The 16,694-nt window shown below is 68.2% G+C and carries 15 protein-coding genes (1 of these 15 running past the window's edge); 5 read left to right on the top strand and 10 right to left on the bottom strand.

Annotated features, from left to right (window positions below):
- Positions 1 to 78: 78 nt before the first annotated feature.
- Both radC and TEP_RS17970 read right to left on the bottom strand, forming a co-directional pair.
- On the bottom strand, positions 79 to 783 hold the full coding sequence (gene radC / locus TEP_RS17975) for a DNA repair protein RadC (RefSeq protein ID WP_032977045.1): 705 nt from the start codon (positions 781 to 783) through the stop codon (positions 79 to 81).
- Between the two features lie 71 nt (positions 784 to 854).
- Positions 855 to 1,481 (bottom strand): response regulator transcription factor, encoded by a 627-nt coding sequence (locus tag TEP_RS17970; RefSeq protein WP_093821309.1) that lies wholly within the window; start codon positions 1,479 to 1,481, stop codon positions 855 to 857.
- A 225-nt stretch (positions 1,482 to 1,706) separates the two neighbouring features.
- Here TEP_RS17970 and coaBC point away from each other — a divergent pair, with 225 nt between their 5' ends.
- From coaBC to TEP_RS17955, 3 genes are read left to right on the top strand one after another with little or no spacing between them, the layout of a single operon-like run.
- Positions 1,707 to 2,963 carry a bifunctional phosphopantothenoylcysteine decarboxylase/phosphopantothenate--cysteine ligase CoaBC gene (gene coaBC, locus TEP_RS17965; protein ID WP_132826184.1) on the top strand — a complete coding sequence of 419 codons (1,257 nt, stop codon included), beginning with the start codon at positions 1,707 to 1,709 and terminating at the stop codon, positions 2,961 to 2,963.
- The gene (gene dut, locus TEP_RS17960) at positions 2,960 to 3,448 is read left to right on the top strand and encodes a dUTP diphosphatase (protein WP_089241345.1); all 489 of its coding nucleotides are present in this window, start codon (positions 2,960 to 2,962) and stop codon (positions 3,446 to 3,448) included. Before coaBC ends, dut begins: the two co-directional genes overlap by 4 nt.
- A 12-nt stretch (positions 3,449 to 3,460) precedes the next feature.
- A complete protein-coding gene (locus TEP_RS17955) occupies positions 3,461 to 5,809 on the top strand; it encodes a phosphomannomutase/phosphoglucomutase (RefSeq protein WP_132826183.1) in 2,349 nt (782 codons plus the stop codon).
- A 318-nt stretch (positions 5,810 to 6,127) separates the two neighbouring features.
- Here TEP_RS17955 and TEP_RS17950 read toward each other — a convergent pair whose 3' ends face one another.
- The 8 genes from TEP_RS17950 to pyrE form a co-directional block, all read right to left on the bottom strand.
- A complete protein-coding gene (locus tag TEP_RS17950) occupies positions 6,128 to 6,841 on the bottom strand; it encodes a response regulator transcription factor (protein ID WP_132826182.1) in 714 nt (237 codons plus the stop codon).
- Positions 6,822 to 9,482 (bottom strand): sensor histidine kinase KdpD, encoded by a 2,661-nt coding sequence (locus TEP_RS17945; protein ID WP_132826181.1) that lies wholly within the window; start codon positions 9,480 to 9,482, stop codon positions 6,822 to 6,824. Before TEP_RS17945 ends, TEP_RS17950 begins: the two co-directional genes overlap by 20 nt.
- A 51-nt stretch (positions 9,483 to 9,533) precedes the next feature.
- The gene (kdpC, locus tag TEP_RS17940; RefSeq protein ID WP_132826180.1) at positions 9,534 to 10,178 is read right to left on the bottom strand and encodes a potassium-transporting ATPase subunit KdpC; all 645 of its coding nucleotides are present in this window, start codon (positions 10,176 to 10,178) and stop codon (positions 9,534 to 9,536) included.
- Positions 10,175 to 12,235 carry a potassium-transporting ATPase subunit KdpB gene (gene kdpB, locus TEP_RS17935; protein WP_025879421.1) on the bottom strand — a complete coding sequence of 687 codons (2,061 nt, stop codon included), beginning with the start codon at positions 12,233 to 12,235 and terminating at the stop codon, positions 10,175 to 10,177. Before kdpB ends, kdpC begins: the two co-directional genes overlap by 4 nt.
- Before the next feature lie 9 nt (positions 12,236 to 12,244).
- Positions 12,245 to 13,954, bottom strand: a complete 1,710-nt coding sequence (gene kdpA, locus TEP_RS17930) for a potassium-transporting ATPase subunit KdpA (protein WP_132826179.1) — start codon at positions 13,952 to 13,954, stop codon at positions 12,245 to 12,247.
- A gap of 12 nt (positions 13,955 to 13,966) precedes the next feature.
- Positions 13,967 to 14,059, bottom strand: a complete 93-nt coding sequence (locus tag TEP_RS17925; RefSeq protein WP_005407770.1) for a potassium-transporting ATPase subunit F — start codon at positions 14,057 to 14,059, stop codon at positions 13,967 to 13,969.
- Between the two features lie 174 nt (positions 14,060 to 14,233).
- Positions 14,234 to 14,908, bottom strand: a complete 675-nt coding sequence (locus TEP_RS17920) for a hypothetical protein (RefSeq protein ID WP_132826178.1) — start codon at positions 14,906 to 14,908, stop codon at positions 14,234 to 14,236.
- An 18-nt stretch (positions 14,909 to 14,926) separates the two neighbouring features.
- Positions 14,927 to 15,586, bottom strand: a complete 660-nt coding sequence (gene pyrE / locus TEP_RS17915) for an orotate phosphoribosyltransferase (RefSeq protein ID WP_025879424.1) — start codon at positions 15,584 to 15,586, stop codon at positions 14,927 to 14,929.
- Between the two features lie 163 nt (positions 15,587 to 15,749).
- On the opposite strand from pyrE, the gene TEP_RS17910 reads away from it, so the two are divergent.
- Positions 15,750 to 16,550 carry an exodeoxyribonuclease III gene (locus tag TEP_RS17910; RefSeq protein WP_132826177.1) on the top strand — a complete coding sequence of 267 codons (801 nt, stop codon included), beginning with the start codon at positions 15,750 to 15,752 and terminating at the stop codon, positions 16,548 to 16,550.
- Positions 16,547 to 16,694, top strand: the 5' end (the start) of a protein-coding gene (locus tag TEP_RS17905) for an MFS transporter (RefSeq protein WP_132826176.1). 1,217 nt of this gene lie beyond the right edge of the window; the window shows 148 of its 1,365 coding nt (coding positions 1-148); the start codon lies at positions 16,547 to 16,549; its stop codon lies off the right edge, out of view. The genes TEP_RS17910 and TEP_RS17905 overlap by 4 nt, the downstream gene beginning before the upstream one ends.

Raw genomic sequence — 16,694 nt, 5'->3', positions numbered from 1 at the left:
TTTTAGCGCAGATGCCGGCCTCAACGCTGACCGGGGCCTGCCTGCCAGGGCACGCGTCGCGGGGTGCTGCTGCGGGGCTCATCCGACCAGGCGGGCCTGCAGCGGTGGCAGAAGACCCCGTTCAGCAAACGAAACCGGACGCCCCTCGCCGACCACGAAGTGGTCCAGCAGGCGGATGTCGACCAGTGCCAGGGCCCGTTGCAGTTCCTCGGTGATCTGCGCGTCGGCGGCCGAGGGTTCCGGGTCGCCGGAGGGATGGTTATGGCTGAGGATGACCGCGGCGGCGTTGTGCAGCAGGGCTCTGCGCACCACTTCACGGGGGTAGACCGGGGCCGCGTTGATGGTACCGGCGAACAGTTCCTCGCAGGCGATCAGGCGGTGGCGGTTGTCCAGGAACAGGACCACGAACAGTTCCCTTGCCTGCCCACGCAGACGGTGCTGCAGGTAACGGCCGACGGCGGCAGGGTTGTTGCCGACCGCTTCGCCCTGCTGCAGTTCAGCGGCCAGGTAGCGGTGGGCCAGCTCCAGCCCTGCGGCCAGCGTGCAGCTGCGAGCCGGCCCCAACCCGGGGAGTTTCGATAGTTCGCGGGCGGAGCGGTCCAGCAGCACCCGCAACGGGCCGTGGGCGAGCAACAGGTCGCGCGCGGTCTGTACGGCGTCCCGGCCGCCAATGCCGGAACCCAGGAACAGGGCCAGCAGTTCGGCGTCGGACAGCGAGGTGGGACCGCGGGCCAGCAGCTTCTCGCGGGGACGCTCTTCTTCGGGCCATTCATGGATGGGCATGGCGCCCATCATGGCGATCATCGCCGACCGCTCCCATAAGCCCTTGCCGCACCTGCGGGTCGGCCAAGCCCTCAGCCGCGCCGGGTCTGCAGGTAGTCGTAGAGTTCCTGGTTGGTCTGCAGGCCCAGCTTGCGCATGGCTTCGGCCTTCTGCCGGCTGATCGTCTTCGGGCTGCGCCCGCTGCGGTCGGCGATGGCATTGATGTTCAGGCCGTCGGTCAGCAGCTGCAGCACTTCCAGTTCGCGTGTCGACAATGCGGCTGGTGGGTGGGGGAACAACAGATCGCGGGCCTGCAGGTGGCGCCGCAGCTGGTCGGAAACGAACACCTGCCCGGCCATGGCGGCATGCAGGGCCTGCGGTAGTTCGGCGAAGTCGGCGCTCTTGTCGACCAGGCCGTGTACGCCATCGCGCAGCAGGCCATCGAGCAACCCCGGGTGCCTGGCCCCGGTCAGCACTACCACGGGAAGGTCGGGATGGCGTTGGCGCAGCTCGGCCAGCAGTTCAGGGCCGTCCGGGCCGGGGCCGGGCATGGACAGGTCGGTGAGTACGGCGTGGCAGGGCTGCTGGACCAGCAGCTGCAGCAGTCCGGCACCGTCGGCAGCGGCACCGGCCACGTCCATCTGGTGACGCTCAAGCACGATTCGGATGCCGTGCAGGACGACCGGATGGTCGTCGGCAATGATGATGCGCGGTTGCACGGGGAACTCCTGGGAAATCGAACGGCACACCTCGGTGGCCAGCAATGATTCTGCAAAGCGGGGACGCGAAGAGGTATAGGAAAGTTCCGAATCGGCGCGCAGCAAACCCGGAAAACTCCATCGGCCCCCGCCCATGTGCTGATAGCCGCCCGCTATGTGCCGCGTGCACCGGGAGGTTGCTGGCCTTCGGGTAAGCTAACGCCCTCGTTTGCACAGGAATTCCAGGTGGCTGATTCTCCCAACGCTTCCCCGACGCGGACCCGCGCGCTGGAAGGCCAGAAACTGCTCTTGTGTGTCGGTGGCGGGATCGCGGCCTACAAGGCCCTGGAACTGGTTCGACGCCTGCGTGATGCCGGTGCGCTGGTGCAGGTGGCGATGACGGCCGGCGCCCAGCAGTTCGTTACACCCCTCAGCTTCCAGGCCCTTTCCGGCCAGCCGACCCGCACTACCTTGTGGGACAGCGCCGCCGAACAGGCCATGGGCCACATTGAACTGGCACGCTGGGCCGATCGCATCGTGATCGCGCCGGGTACCGCCGACCTGCTGGCCCGCCTGGCCCAAGGCCACGCCGACGACCTGGTCAGCACCGTGTGCCTGGCCAGCACCGCACCACTGACCGTGTGCCCGGCAATGAACCATCGGATGTGGCTGCATCCGGCCACCCAGGCCAATATCGCCCTGCTGCGCCAGCGTGGCGCACAGGTGATCGGTCCGGTCGATGGGCCGCTGGCCGAAGGCGAGTCCGGCCCCGGTCGTCTGGCCGAGCCGGCCGACATCGTCGCCGCCCTGGCCGCCAACGGCGCTGCCGCTGCCGCGGCGCCGGAAACGCGCGCCCTGCAGGGCCTGCGCCTGCTGATCAGCGCCGGCCCGACCTATGAAGACATCGATCCGGTGCGTTACGTGGGCAACCGCAGCAGCGGCAAGATGGGCTACGCGCTGGCCGCCGCTGCCGCCGGGCTGGGTGCCCAGGTGGTGCTGGTCAGCGGCCCGGTGCAGCTGCCGACGCCGCCCGGCGTGCAGCGCATCGATGTGCGCTCTGCCGCGCAGATGCGCGAGGCGGTACTGGATGCGCTGCCGGCCGACATCTACATCGGTGCTGCCGCCGTTTCCGACTACACCCCGCGGCAGGTGGCCGCGCAGAAGCTGAAGAAGACCGCCGACAGCCAGTCGCTGGTGATCGAGTTGGTGCGAACCCCGGACATCCTGGCCGAGGTTGCCGCGCAGACGCAGTCGTTGAAGCTGGTGGTCGGCTTTGCCGCCGAGACCCACGACGTGGAGAAATATGCGCGCGGCAAGCTGGTCGACAAGCGCCTGGACCTGGTGATTGCCAACCAGGTGGGCATCAGCGGCGGTGGTTTCGAAAGCGACAACAATGCCGCCACGGCCTTCTGGCAGGATGGCGAGCAGGTATTCCCGGCTACTTCCAAGCGTGAGCTGGCCGAACAACTGCTGGCGCTGATCGCGCGGAGGCTTCAGGCATGACCCAGGCAAGCAACACCCACGGATTCACCCCGCAACCGTTGCAGGTCAAGCTGCTCGACCCGCGCTTCGGCGACAGCTGGCCGCTGCCGGCCTATGCCACCGAAGCCAGCGCCGGCATGGACCTGCGCGCGGCGCTGGAAACCGCGCTGACCCTGCAGCCGGGCGATACCGCACTGGTCCCCAGCGGCCTGGCCATCCATATCGCCGATCCACATCTGTGCGCAGTGATCCTGCCGCGTTCGGGCCTGGGCCACCGCCATGGCATCGTGCTCGGCAACGGCACCGGCCTGATCGACGCCGATTACCAGGGGCCGCTGCTGATCAGCGTCTGGAACCGTGGCCGCGAGGCCTTCACCATCGAGCCGGGTGATCGCATCGCCCAGCTGGTGGTCGTGCCGATTGCCCGCGTCAGCCTGCAGGTGGTGGATACTTTCACCGACAGCGTGCGGGGAACGGGTGGATTCGGCCATACCGGGGTGCGTTGACAGGGGACATCGATGAGCGGCATCGGGGAAGCACAGCGGGGCAAGACGTTGGGACGCAGCGCGCCATTGCTGGGCGTGCTGCTGGTACTGCTGGCCGCCTGGTTCGGCTGGAGCGCGGTGCAGCAGTGGCGGCAGGCGGCGAGCGGTGACGCGCTGGAACAGGCGCGCGACCAGGCCGTGCAAGGGCTGCAGCAGGCTGCCTCCGGCCAGTTGCAGCAGCTGCAGCAGCAGTTGAAGGGCGACCGCGTGCAGCAGGCGCTGCAGGCCGGTGATGCCGCCGGCGCCGCGTTGGCGCTGCGGGAAAGCTGGACCGGCGTCGAACAGGTGGAGGTGCTGGGCGCTGACCTGGCCGCAGGCTATGCCGATGCGGCCACCTTTGGATACGCACGCCTGGCCCTGCTGGAATCGGCGCTGGCCGAAGGCAAGGCAAGCCTGCGCGTGGTCCGCGATGGCGGCGGCAACCGCCTGGGTCTGGCCGCGCCGGTGCAGCTGGCCGGTGTCGGGCCGGCAGTGGTCTATGTCCGCCAGCCGCTGCTGCGGTTGACCGCGCCGCTGGACCAGGTACATGCCCCCGGCAATGGCTTCCTGGCGCTGCGCCAAGGAACACACAACATCGTGGTGCAGGGTGATACCGGCCTGTCCGAGAGCGCAGAGGCAATGGCGCGCCCGGTGGCGGGAACGCCGTTGCGGCTGGCCGCCGGGGTGCCCAATGTGGAACCCGGCCCGCTGGGGCTGGGAGCCCTGGCCAGCGCGATTGTCGCCCTGCTGCTGGGCTTCATCGCGGTACTGCTGGTGGTAGGTCGTGGCCGGCTGCCGAAATCACTGCCGCTGCCCAGCCGGCGCAGCGCGGTGGCCGACGCCGATCACGGCCCGACCCTGCGCGAAAGCCTGCAGATGGTCCCGCCGACGGTGCCCGGCGAGACCGTGACCGAGGCTGCGCCACCTCCGCCGCCACCGGTTCCGGCCGACGAGCTGGCTGCAGGCATCTTCCGCGCCTATGACATCCGCGGCGTCGTCGGCAGCGAGCTGACTGCCCGCACCGCCGCGCTGATCGGCCAGGCCATCGGCACCGTCGCCCTCGAGCAGGGCCTGCGCGAGGTGGTGATCGGTCGCGATGGGCGCTTGTCCGGTCCCGAACTGGCGGCCGGTCTTGCCGAAGGCCTGCGGCGTGCCGGCTGTGCGGTCATCGATATCGGCCTGGCGCCGACCCCGGTGGTGTATTTCGCCGCTTTCCATCTGCGCACCGGTACCTGTGTAGCGGTCACCGGCAGCCACAATCCGCCGGACTACAACGGTTTCAAGATCGTCATCGGTGGTGAGACCCTGTCCGGCGATGCGATCACCGACCTTTACCAGCGCATTGTCGAAGGCCGTCTGGTGCAGGCTGCGGAGCCGGGAGATTACCAGCAGCGCGAGGTCGCCGCCGATTACATCCAGCGTATTGCCGATGACGTGCAGCTGGACCGACCACTGAAAGTGGTGGCCGACGCGGGCAACGGCGTGGCCGGTGCCTTCGCCCCGCAGCTGCTGGAAGCGATCGGCGCGGAAGTCATCCCGTTGTACTGCGATGTCGACGGCACCTTCCCCAACCATCACCCCGATCCCAGCGAGCCGGCCAACCTGGAAGACCTGGTGCAGACGGTCAAGCGCTTTGGCGCCGACCTCGGCGTGGCGTTCGATGGTGATGGCGATCGCCTTGGCGTGGTCACCAGTGAAGGCAGGATCATCTACGCCGACCGTCTGCTGATGCTGTTCGCCGCCGACGTGCTGATGCGCAACCCGGGCGCGATGGTGATCTACGACGTGAAGTGCACCGGCAGGTTGTCCGATCACGTGCTGCGCAACGGCGGCAGCCCGTTGATGTGGAAGACCGGGCACTCGCTGATGAAGGCGAAGATGCGCGAGACCGACGCCGAACTGGCGGGCGAGATGAGCGGTCATTTCTTCTTCAAGGAACGCTGGTTCGGCTTTGACGATGGCCTGTACGCCGCTGCACGCCTGCTGGAGATCCTGGCCCAGCGCGAGGAAACGCCGGAGGAAGTGCTGGCCGAACTGCCGGAAATGGTGGCGACGCCGGAGCTGAAGGTGCCGGTGGCCGAGGGCACCCCGCATGCGTTGGTGGCGATGCTGGTGGCCGCTGCGCAGTCGCCGGACAACCCTTATGTCGGCGGGCGCCTGTCGACCATCGACGGCCTGCGGGTGGACTTCGCCGACGGCTGGGGCCTGGTTCGCGCCTCCAACACCACGCCGGTGCTGGTGCTGCGTTTCGAAGGCAACGACGAAGCGGCACTGGAGCGTATCCAGGCGCTGTTCCGCAGCCAGCTGCAGCCGGTGCTGGGCGACACCCCGCTGGGATTCTGAGGTGAGGCCGGGCTGCGCCCGGCACCCGCGGTAGTGCCGGCCGCTGGCCGGCAACCTCAACAGCAACAGCGGGCACTCCGTGGGTTGGTGGAGCGGTGTCGGAGTGCGGGGACGCCGCAAGTACGTCCTTGTAGGCTTGGCAGCCGCATCCATGCGGCTGACACCCCGCACTCCGACACCGCCCCACCTCTGACAATTTCCCGGTGCTGTTGGTGGGTGTCGACCTTGGTCGACACGGTAGATCCACGCCATGCGTGGATGCTCTTCGATGGATATTCATCCACGCATGGTGGGCGCCGACCGTTGGCCCGCACACCTTCACCCCTTGAACCGCAATCCCACACCCGGTTCAGTGAACAGGTAGCGCGAATCCAGCGCTGAATCGCCCAGCTTGTGCCGCAGCTTGCCGACCAGGATGCGCAGGTAGTGGGTGTCGTGCTGGTGGGTCGGGCCCCAGATTTCCTGCAGGATCTGCGGCTGGGTCACCACGCGCCCCGCGTTGCGCAGCAGCAGCGACAGCAACGCGTATTCCTTGCGGGTCAACGCTACCGGCTCGCCGTCCAGCGCCACTTCACGGCGCACCAAGTCCACATGCAGGTGGCCATCGTCGAACACCGGTGGCGTGCCATCACTGGGCACGCTGCGCGTGCGCAGCAGCGCCCGTACCCGTGCCATCAGCTCCTGCGTGCCGAAGGGCTTGGTCACATAGTCGTTGGCGCCGTTGTCCAGTGCACGCACTTTCTCGGTTTCGCCGGCACGCACGGTCAGCATGATCACCGGCACCTGGCTCCACTGCCGAAGCTGCTCCAGTACCTCGTGGCCTTCCATGTCCGGCAGGCCGATGTCCAGGATCACCAGGTCCATGTCCTCGCTGGCGGCCATCTGCAGGCCTTCCTGGCCGGTCCCGGCCTGGCGCACCTGGTAGCCCAGCGCACGCAGGCTGATGTCCAGGAACCGGCGGATCTGGGTTTCATCGTCGATCACCAGCACGCGCGGGGCCGGCGCGCTGGCATCAGTCGGGGTCGGACTCATCGTGGGAGGCTGGCTTGAGCAGGGGCAGGGTGATGCGGATCAGGGTACCGCGACCGTCGCGCCCGGGCAGCGCCTGCACGCTGCCGCCGTGTGCGCCGATCATGCCCTGGCAGATGGTCAGGCCCAGGCCGGTGCCGTGACGGCCGCGGTCGCCGCGTTCGACGCTGTAGAACATGTCGAAGATGCGCGCGCGCTCTTCGTCGGGAATGCCGGGGCCGGCATCGATCACGTCGATGCGCAGCTGACCGTCCAGTTCGCGCGCCAGCACCTGCACGGCGGCATCGGCTGGCGAGAACTTGGCAGCGTTCTCCATCACGTTGAACACCGCCTGTTCCACCAGTGCCGGATGCACCCAGATCGGTGCCAGCGTTGCCGGAATGTCCAGCTCCAGCCGTACCTTCGGCTGGTAGCGCTGCAGGCGTCGGGCGGCCGAACCGATCAGCTCGTCCACGCCTATCCAGTCGCGGTTGATCTTCAGGCCCTCGTGGCCCAGCCGGGTCATGTCCAGCAGGTTCTGGATGTAGCGGTCCAGGCGCTCGCCTTCGACCAGGATGGTGTCCAGCAACGCGCGGCGGTCGGCCAGATCCATCGCCGCGCCGTAGCTGGCCAGGCTGTCGGCCGAGCCGATCATCGCTGCCAGCGGCGAACGCAGGTCGTGCGACACCGAGGAAAGCAGGGCAGAGCGCAGCCGCTCGGTCTCGTTGCTCACATGCGCCTGTTCCAGCTCGGCCACCAGGCGCGTGCGCAGCGCGGCCTGGGCGATGTCGTCGACCATCGCTTCGGCCAGCTGGCGTTGTTCGGGCAGCAGCCGCGCCTGCGCACCCGGCAGGTACAGGCCAGCGACGCCGATCGCGCGGTCTTCGCCGTCCAGCAGCGGCAGGAACCACCATTGCGCGCCGGCCAGGGTATCGGTGAAGCGGCCACTGGGCTGGCCATGGCGCAGGGCCCAGTCGGCCGCCGCCAGATCGGTATCACCGGGCAGGCTGCGGCCACCGGTCGCGGTATCGGCGCCGATCCGCAGCCAGGCCGGTACGTCCATGGCCTGTTCCAGCGCATGCCGGCCGGCCTGTGCCACTTCGCCATTGCCGGCCGCGCTGGCCAGCTGCCGGCCCAGCTGCTGGCGTGCGCGTGCATGGCGGTTGGCCGCGCGCAATGCGATCACCTGCATGCGCAGGCGCGACGCCAGGCGTCCGGCCACCAGCGCTGCCGCCAGGAACAGGAACACGGTGATCACGCCCTGCCGCGCGCCGATGGCGAAGGTGAAGCGCGGCGCGATGAACAGGAAGTTGTAGGCGAGGAAACACAGGATCGCCGCCATCACCGCGACACTGGCGCGGGTACGTGCGGCCACCAGCACCACCGCCACGATGAACACCATCGACAGATCGGCCATGCCCACCCAGCGTTCGACCAGCCACGCCACCGCGCAGGCGAGGGCGGTGGCGATCAGGGCCTGCAACGGCTCGTGGCTGACCCCGCGCATCGGTGGCAGCAGGCCCTCTCGACGGGAACGCGCACGCGCCTGCGGCGTGCTGATGATGGTGATCTCGTAATGCGCGCCGCGCTGGATCAGCTGCTGGGTCAGGGTACGGTTGAACATCCGCGCCAGCGGCCGTTCGCGGGTACGCCCCAGCACCAGCGTCGATACGCCGTTGTGCGCGGCGTGGTCGAGCAATGCATCGGCGATGCTTGAACCATGCAGCAGCTCGGCTTCGCCGCCCAGGCGGCGGGCCAGCGCGAACGCAGCATCGATCTCGCGCCGGGTCGCTTCGTCCTGGCGGCGCCCCTGCACCGTCACCACCGTCCACGGTGCATCGCGGCGTTCGGCGATGCGCCGTGCCACCCGCACCAGGTATTCGCTCTGGCCGCCGCCATCGATCGCCACCAGCACGCCACGCCGCAGCGGCAGATTGCTCTCGCCGCGCGCGGCGCGGGCTTCGCGCAGGCTGCTGTCGACACGGTCGGCAGCCTCCTGCATCGCCAGCTCGCGCAATGCCGTCAGGTTGGCCGGCGAGAAGAACGCCTGCAGGGCCTGCGCGGCCTGCTCGGGCACGTACACCTTGCCCTGCTGCAGGCGCGCGATCAGTTCGCGCGGCGGCAGGTCGACCAGCACGATGTCATGCAGGCGGTCGAGCACGCCATCGGGCACGGTCTCGCTGACACGCACGCCGGTGATGCGCATCACCACATCGTTGAGGCTTTCAAGATGCTGGATGTTGACCGTCGTCCAGACGTCGATGCCGGCGTCCAGCAGTTCCATCACGTCCTGCCAGCGCCGTTCGTGGCGGCTGCCCGGTGCATTGCGATGGGCCAGCTCGTCCACCAGCACCAGCGCGGGTTTCCTCGCCAGCACGGCGTCCAGGTCCATCTCCTGCAGGTCGTGGCCATGGTAGGCCACGTCCTTCAGCGGCAGCCGTGGCAGGCCTTCCAGCAGGGCCTGCGTGTCGGCACGGCCATGGGTCTCCACCAGCCCGACCACCAGGTCCACGCCACGGCGCAGCTGTTCCTGCGCGCGGGTCAGCATGGCGTAGGTCTTGCCGACGCCGGGCGCAGCGCCCAGGAACACGGTGAGCTTGCCACCGGCCTCGCGTTGCAGTCCTTCCACCAGGGCGTTGGCCTGGCGGGTCCGCAGATCAGTCATGGGAGCCGCTGTCATGGCCGCCATTGTGCGCGCAGCGCGTGCAGCCCTGCATCACGGCGTGCGTGCCGTGTGGTCCAGTGCGAAGTTCAGCGTCACCACGTTCACCCGTGGCTGGCCGAATACGCCCCATTGCCGGCCCTGCGTGTTGGCCTTCACCAGTGCCTGCACCTGCTCGACGGGCAGGCCGCGTGCACGTGCCACCCGGGCCACCTGCAGCTGCGCTGCCGCCGGCGACAACTGCGGATCCAGCCCGCCGCCGGACTGGGTGACCAGATCGGCAGGCACCTGCGCGGGCGTTACGCCTTCGCGCGCGGCCACTGCTGCGGTGCTCGCCGCCACACGCTCGGCCAGCGCCGGGCTGCTGCGGGCCAGGTTGGAGCCGGCCGCCGCCATCGGGTCGTAGTTGGCGGCCGACGGTCGCGCCTGGAAGTAGCCATCGCCGGTGAACGGCTGCGACAGCCATGCCGACGCACGCACCTGGCCGCTGCCATCGCGCAGCAGGCTGCCTTCGGCCTGCGCCGGGAAGGACAGGCCGGCAAAACCGGTGGCGATGCCGGCGTAGACCGCACCGGCCAGCAGCAGGGTGGCCACGCCCAGGCCGATGGCCGGGCGCCAGCTGGCGCCATCCTGCAGCGTGGCCACGCGCGCCCCGCGCTTCAGCTCGCGGGAAAGGGAAGGGGAGTCAGAACGGTTCATGCGCCGAATACCAGGACAAGAAGGAGGTCGATCAACTTGATCGCCGCGAACGGCAGCAGCACGCCACCCAGGCCGTACACCAGCATGTTCCGGCGCAGCAGCGCCGTTGCGGTGGCCGGGCGGAAGCGCACACCGCGCAATGCCAGCGGGATCAGGGCGGGAATCACCAGGGCATTGAAGATCAGCGCCGCCAGCACCGCGTTGCGCGGGCTCGACAGCTGCATCACGTTCAGCGCGGCCATCGCAGGCACGGTGGCGGCAAACAACGCCGGCAGGATCGCGAAGTACTTGGACACATCGTTGGCCAGCGAGAACGTGGTCAGCGCGCCGCGGGTGATCAGCTGCTGCTTGCCCACCTCCACCACCGCCAGCAGCTTGGCCGGATCCGAATCCAGATCGACCATGTTGCCGGCTTCCTTGGCCGCCTGCGTGCCCGAATTCATCGCCAGGCCGATGTCGGCCTGGGCCAGCGCCGGCGCATCGTTGGTACCGTCGCCGACCATCGCCACCAGGCGGCCACCGGCCTGCTCGGCACGGATGCGGGCCAGCTTGTCCTCGGGCCGTGCCTCGGCGATGTAGTCATCCACGCCGGCTTCGGCGGCGATCGCAGCAGCCGTCAGCGGGTTGTCACCGGTGATCATCACCGTGCGGATGCCCATCGCCCGCAGCTGTGCGAACTTCTCGCGCATGCCGTGCTTGACCACGTCCGACAGCTCGATCACGCCCAGCACATGGCGGCCCTCGGCCACTACCAGCGGCGTGGCACCGTTGCGCGCGACCTGGTCCACGCGCCCGGCCAGTTCGGCCGGTACGGTGCCGCCGAGCGCCTGCACATGGGCGCGGATCGCATCGGCAGCGCCCTTGCGGATCTGCCGGCCGTGCATCAGGTCGACACCGGACATGCGGGTCTGCGCACTGAAGGCCAGGTAGTCGGCCTGGTCCGGCTCGGCGGTGGTGCAGCCCTGTTCGCGGGCCAGGCGCACGATCGACTTGCCTTCCGGGGTCGGGTCGGCCAGCGATGACAGCAGTGCCGCCTCACGCAGCTGGTCGGCGTCGATTCCGGCCAGTGCGTGGAAGTGGCTGGCCTGGCGGTCGCCGTAGGTGATGGTGCCGGTCTTGTCGAGCAGCAGCACGTCGACGTCACCGGCCACTTCCACCGCCTTGCCCGACTTGGCCAGCACGTTGGCCGCCAGCGCACGGTTCATGCCGGCGATGCCGATGGCCGGCAGCAGGCCACCGATGGTGGTCGGGATCAAGCACACCAGCAGTGCGATCAGCAGCAGCGGATCCACCTTGACGCCCACCGACGCACCGATCGCCGGCAGCGTTGCCACCACCACCAGGAAGGTCAGCGTCATCGCCGCCAGCAGCAGGGTCAGCGCGATTTCATTCGGGGTCTTCTGACGGTTGGCGCCTTCCACCAGCGCGATCATGCGGTCCAGAAAGCTGTGTCCCGGCTCGGCAGTGATGCGTACGACGATCTGATCGGACAGCACCTTGGTGCCGCCGATCACGCCGGAGCGATCAGTACCCGCCTCGCGCAGCACCGGTGCCGACTCGCCGGTCACCGCCGCTTCGTTGATGGTGGCCAGGCCCTGCACGATCTCGCCATCGGCCGGCACCAGCTCGCCGGCACTGACGATCACATGATCACCGGGGCGCAGTTCCGCGGCGGGCACCTGGGTCTCGCTGGCACCGGCCTGCGCCGACGCCAGACGACGCGCCACCAGGTCCTGGCGGGCGCGGCGCAGCGAGGCGGCCTGGCCACGGCCACGTGCTTCGGCCACGGCCTCGGCGAAATTGCCGAACAGCACGGTGACCAGCAGGATCGCGGTCACCGCCAGGCCGAAGCCCAGTGGTGCATTGCCGGTCAGGGTGATGATCGCGGCGACGATCGTGCCGGCCATCACCACCGCCATCACCGGGCTGCGCACCAGATGCATCGGCGACAGCTTGCGTACGGCCTCGATGAGCGCCCGGCGCAGGCCGGCGGCATCGAGCAGGGCCGGGCGGGAAGCCACGGAAGAGGAACGGTTTGCGGTTGCGTGACTACTCATGGGGTGTCCTCAGTGCAGTCCCAGGCTCAGGTGGTCGGCGATCGGGCCGAGTACCAGCGCCGGCATGAACTGCAGCACGGTCAGGATGACGATCACTGAGACCAGGGTCAGGGCGAACGTCGGGGTTTCGATCTGCAGGCTGCCGGCCGATTCAGGGGCCTGCCGCTTGGCGGCCAGCTGCGCGGCCACCACCAGCGGGATGATCAGCAGCGGGAAGCGGCCCAGCAGCAGCACCAGCGAACAGCTCAGGTTCCACCAGGGCGTGGCGTCACCCAGCCCCTCGAAGCCCGAGCCGTTGTTGGCGTAGGCCGAGACGTACTCGTAGAACACCTGGCTGATGCCATGGAAGCCGGGATTGGAGGTGCCCGCCAGACCCGGCACGGCCAGCGTGATCGCGGTGAACAGCAGCAGGGTGATCGGTTGCAGCAGCACCAGCAGTGCCAGCAGGCGCACCTGCGGCGTTTCCAGCTTGCGGCCGAACAGTTCCGGTGTACGGCCGGTCATCAGCCCGGCCAGGAACACACCCAGCAGCAGGTACACGATGAACTGCTGCAGGCCGCAGCCGATGCCGCCCCAGATCGCGCTGACCAGCATGTTGACCATCGCCAGGCCGCCAGACAGCGGGCTCAGCGAATCGTGCATGCCGTTGACCGAACCGTTGGAGACCTGGGTGGTCACCGCCGCCCACAGCGCGGTGCCATCGGCGCCGAAGCGTACTTCCTTGCCTTCCATCAGCAGCGGCGTGGTCGCGCTGGCGCTATGGCCCTCGCTCCATACCATCGCACCGGTGGACAGCAGCGACATGCCGAGCATGCAGCTGAACACCAGCGCGCCGAAACGACGGCGCCCGGTGAACGCGCCGATCATGAAGATCACCGCCATCGGCACCAGCAGGATGCCGATCACCTCCAGCATGTTCGACACCGGGGTCGGGTTCTCCAGCGGGAAGCTGCTGTTGGGGCCATACCAGCCGCCGCCGTTGGCGCCCAGCTGTTTGGCCGCGACCATTGCCGCAACCGGGCCCAGCGGCAGCTTCTGCTGCGCCATGCCGGCACTGGCATCGATCGGCGTGGCCTGGGGGCCACCGGCCATCGTGGAGGGCACGCCCTGGCTGGTCAGCAGCAGCGTCCATACCAGGCACAGCGGCAGCAGGAAGCGCACGCACAGGCGCACGACGTCGGCGTAGTAATTGCCCACCGCCACCTGGCGGTCATCGCCCGCGGCGGGCGCGGTAACCGATTTCGGCGCGCGCGAGAACAATGCACGCAACGTGGCCACGGCCAGCGCCAGGCCCATCATCGGCGTCACCACCTGCAGGCCGGTGATACCGGTCATCTGCGAGAAGTAGGACAGCTGGGCCTGGCCGGAATAGTGCTGCTGGTTGGTGTTGGTCAGGAACGAGATCATCGTGTGCAGCGCCGTGTCCCAGCGCATGTTCGGGATCTGGTCCGGATTCAACGGCAACCACGCCTGGGTCATGAACACGGCCTGGGTCAGCACCGCGATCACCACGTTGCTGAGCACGAATGCCAGCACGTAGCCGCGCCAGGACATCGAACGTGAAGGATCAACGCCGAGCACCTTGTACAGCGGCTTTTCGATCCAGTGGAACAGCACGTCGACCTTCATCGGCGTGCCGCGCATCACCCGGGCCAGATACAGGCCCAGGGGCCAGGCCAGCAGCAGGCTGGCGGCAAGAATGGCAAGAATTTCAGTCATGGCAGGCTCCGCTCAGAACGACTCGGGCCGCAGCACGACATAAAGAAGATAGGCGGCGGCAACCAGCACCAGCACGCCACACAGCAACGACAGCCAGGGGGACATGGAATTGAGACCTGGTGGAACCCCTCCACCTCAGGCCGCCATCGTCGTCCCCGCCCCCATAAACGCACTACGCGCCGGACAGGGCCGACGCGTAAAGAGTGCATAAATTTCGGGGGCCAGGCCGTAACCCGGCATGCGGCAGCACCGGGCCATGCCCGGCGCGCAGCGCGCCGCTCAACCCGCCGGGGGCTGTGCCGGCATGTCCACCGGCGCCAATCCCTTCAGCTGCCGATAGCGCTGCAGGCTGCTTTCGATTTCGACCTTCAATGCCTGCTGCTGCTGTTCGAAACTGGCCAGCAGCCGTTGCTGCGACTGCAGCTGCGCATGGCGCTGGCCGATCGCCTGGGCCTGCTTGTCGGCCACCTTGGCACCGGCCAGTTCGCGATCGCCGGCGGCAGCGAGCAGGGCCACCAGCGATTCGCGCAGGCTGGCCACGTTGTACTGGGCGGTCTTGAGGTTGTTGTCGAGCACCTCCTGGCGCTCGGCGAACACGCGCCGCAGCGCATTCTCATCACCGTAGGTGGTCAGCATCGCCTGTTCGGTACGCTGCCGGGTCTGCTCGGCCATCTGGTCCAGCTGGGCCTGCGCTGCCGCCGTGCTGGCGGCAGCGCGTTCCTCATCGCTCAACGCGCGCTGCACCTGCGCGTTGCGCAGGCCGCTGTTGGCGCTGAACTCATCACGGGCGTGGTTGACCGCATCGGCCGGCAGCGCATCGCTGCAGATCCGCTCCTTGCCCTCGTTCCAGCAGTACAGCTTCTTGTCTGCGGCCTTGCCGCTGGACTGTGCCAGCAGCGTCTGCGGCATCACCAGCAGCAGGCTGGCGGCGACGATGGCAGGAACTCGGAACATGCGACCTTCCCCTGGTGGTCAGCGCGTGGAACGGACGCCGTACTGGGCGCGATAGGCCTCCAGCGGCTGCCGGTAGCCTACAAGTTCCGGATTTCCGGATGCGAAATCAAGCAGGTCGGCCAGCGTCGCCACGGCGATCACCGGGATGCCGGCTTCTTCGGCCACGGCCTGTGCGGCGGAGCGATGGTCGCTGTCCGAGGCGATCTCCTGGCGGTCCAGGGCCACCACGATGCCGGCCGGAATACCGCCCGCAGCGCGGATGATCGCCAGCGCCTCGCGGATGGCGGTGCCGGCGGTGATCACGTCGTCGACGATCAGCACGCGCTTGCCGGTCATGTCGGCGCCGATCAACTGGCCGCCTTCACCATGGTCCTTCACTTCCTTGCGGTTGAACGACAGCGGCAGGTCGCGGCCACGCTGGGCCAGCTCGCAGGCCATTGCGGTGGCCAGCGGAATGCCCTTGTAGGCCGGGCCGAACACCACGTCGTACTTGATCCCGGTGGCGTCGATGGCGTCGGAATAGCACGCACCCAGCTGCGACAGCAGGGAACCGGAGTCGAAACGGCCGGCGTTGAAGAAATAGGGGCTCAGCCGGCCGGACTTGAGGGTGAACTGGCCGAAGCGCAGGGCGTCGGCGGTCAGGGCCAGCTGCAGGAAACGGTGACGGTGGTCGCTCATCAAAACTCGATTCATCTTCATTTGGAGCGCAAATCCTAATCCAGCTGGGCTTTCTGCGCTCGTCCGGCCCCTTCACGCAGGTATCGGCAGCTGCCCCCGCGGGCTGCTCAGCCCGGCAGGCAACCGGTATGCTTGCCCGGTTTCCCGCCGTAGGTTCTTCCGCATGCGCATCATCAGCTTCAACGCCAATGGCATCCGCTCGGCCGCCACCAAGGGCTTCCTCGACTGGTTCCGTGGCCAGGACGCCGACGTCCTGTGCATCCAGGAGACCAAGGCCCAGGAAGACCAGCTGACCGACCCGATGTTCCGCCCGGACGGCCACCATTGCTTCTACCGCGATGCCATCACCAAGAAGGGCTACAGCGGCGTGGCGATCTACAGCAAGCGCGAACCGGACCAGGTCATCACCTCGCTGGGCTGGGCCCCGTTCGACGACGAAGGCCGCTACATCGAGGCGCGCTACGGCAACCTCAGCGTGGTCTCCTTCTATATCCCGTCGGGCAGTTCGGGCGACCTGCGCCAGGGCTTCAAGTTCGAAGTGATGGAGTGGTTGCGGCCGATCCTCGAGGAATGGGCGCGCAGCGGCCGCGACTACGTGCTGTGTGGCGACTGGAACATCGTCCGCTCTGCGCTGGACATCAAGAACTGGAAGTCCAACCAGAAGAACTCCGGCTGCCTGCCCGAGGAACGCGATTGGCTCAATGCCCTGTGTGCCGACCATGGCCAGGCAACCGATGTGGGCGCAGGTCGCGGCTGGGCCGATGCCTACCGCCTGCTCAACCCGACCGGCGAGGACTACACCTGGTGGAGCAACCGAGGCGCCGCCCGCGCCAACAACGTTGGTTGGCGCATCGACTACCAGTTCATCACCCCGGGCCTGCGTGACCGCCTGCGCAGCTGCTCGATCTACCGCGACCAGCGCTTCTCCGACCACGCGCCGTTCATCGTGGATTACGACCTGTGACCGAGGCTGCCAAGCCGCGCCGATCCTGGCGGCAGGTGCTGGCCAACCTGCGCCAGCGCAAGGTGCTGGCGATGCTGCTGCTGGGCTTCAGTTCGGGGCTCCCGATCTACCTGGTGGGCAACACGCTTGGCTTCTGGATGCGCA

Source organism: Stenotrophomonas sp. TEPEL (assembly GCF_004348785.1).
In the GTDB taxonomy this organism is placed as follows: Bacteria; Pseudomonadota; Gammaproteobacteria; order Xanthomonadales; family Xanthomonadaceae; genus Stenotrophomonas; species Stenotrophomonas indicatrix.
The sequence above is the reverse complement of the archived record's forward strand: the minus strand, read 5'-3'. Positions and strand labels throughout refer to the sequence as shown.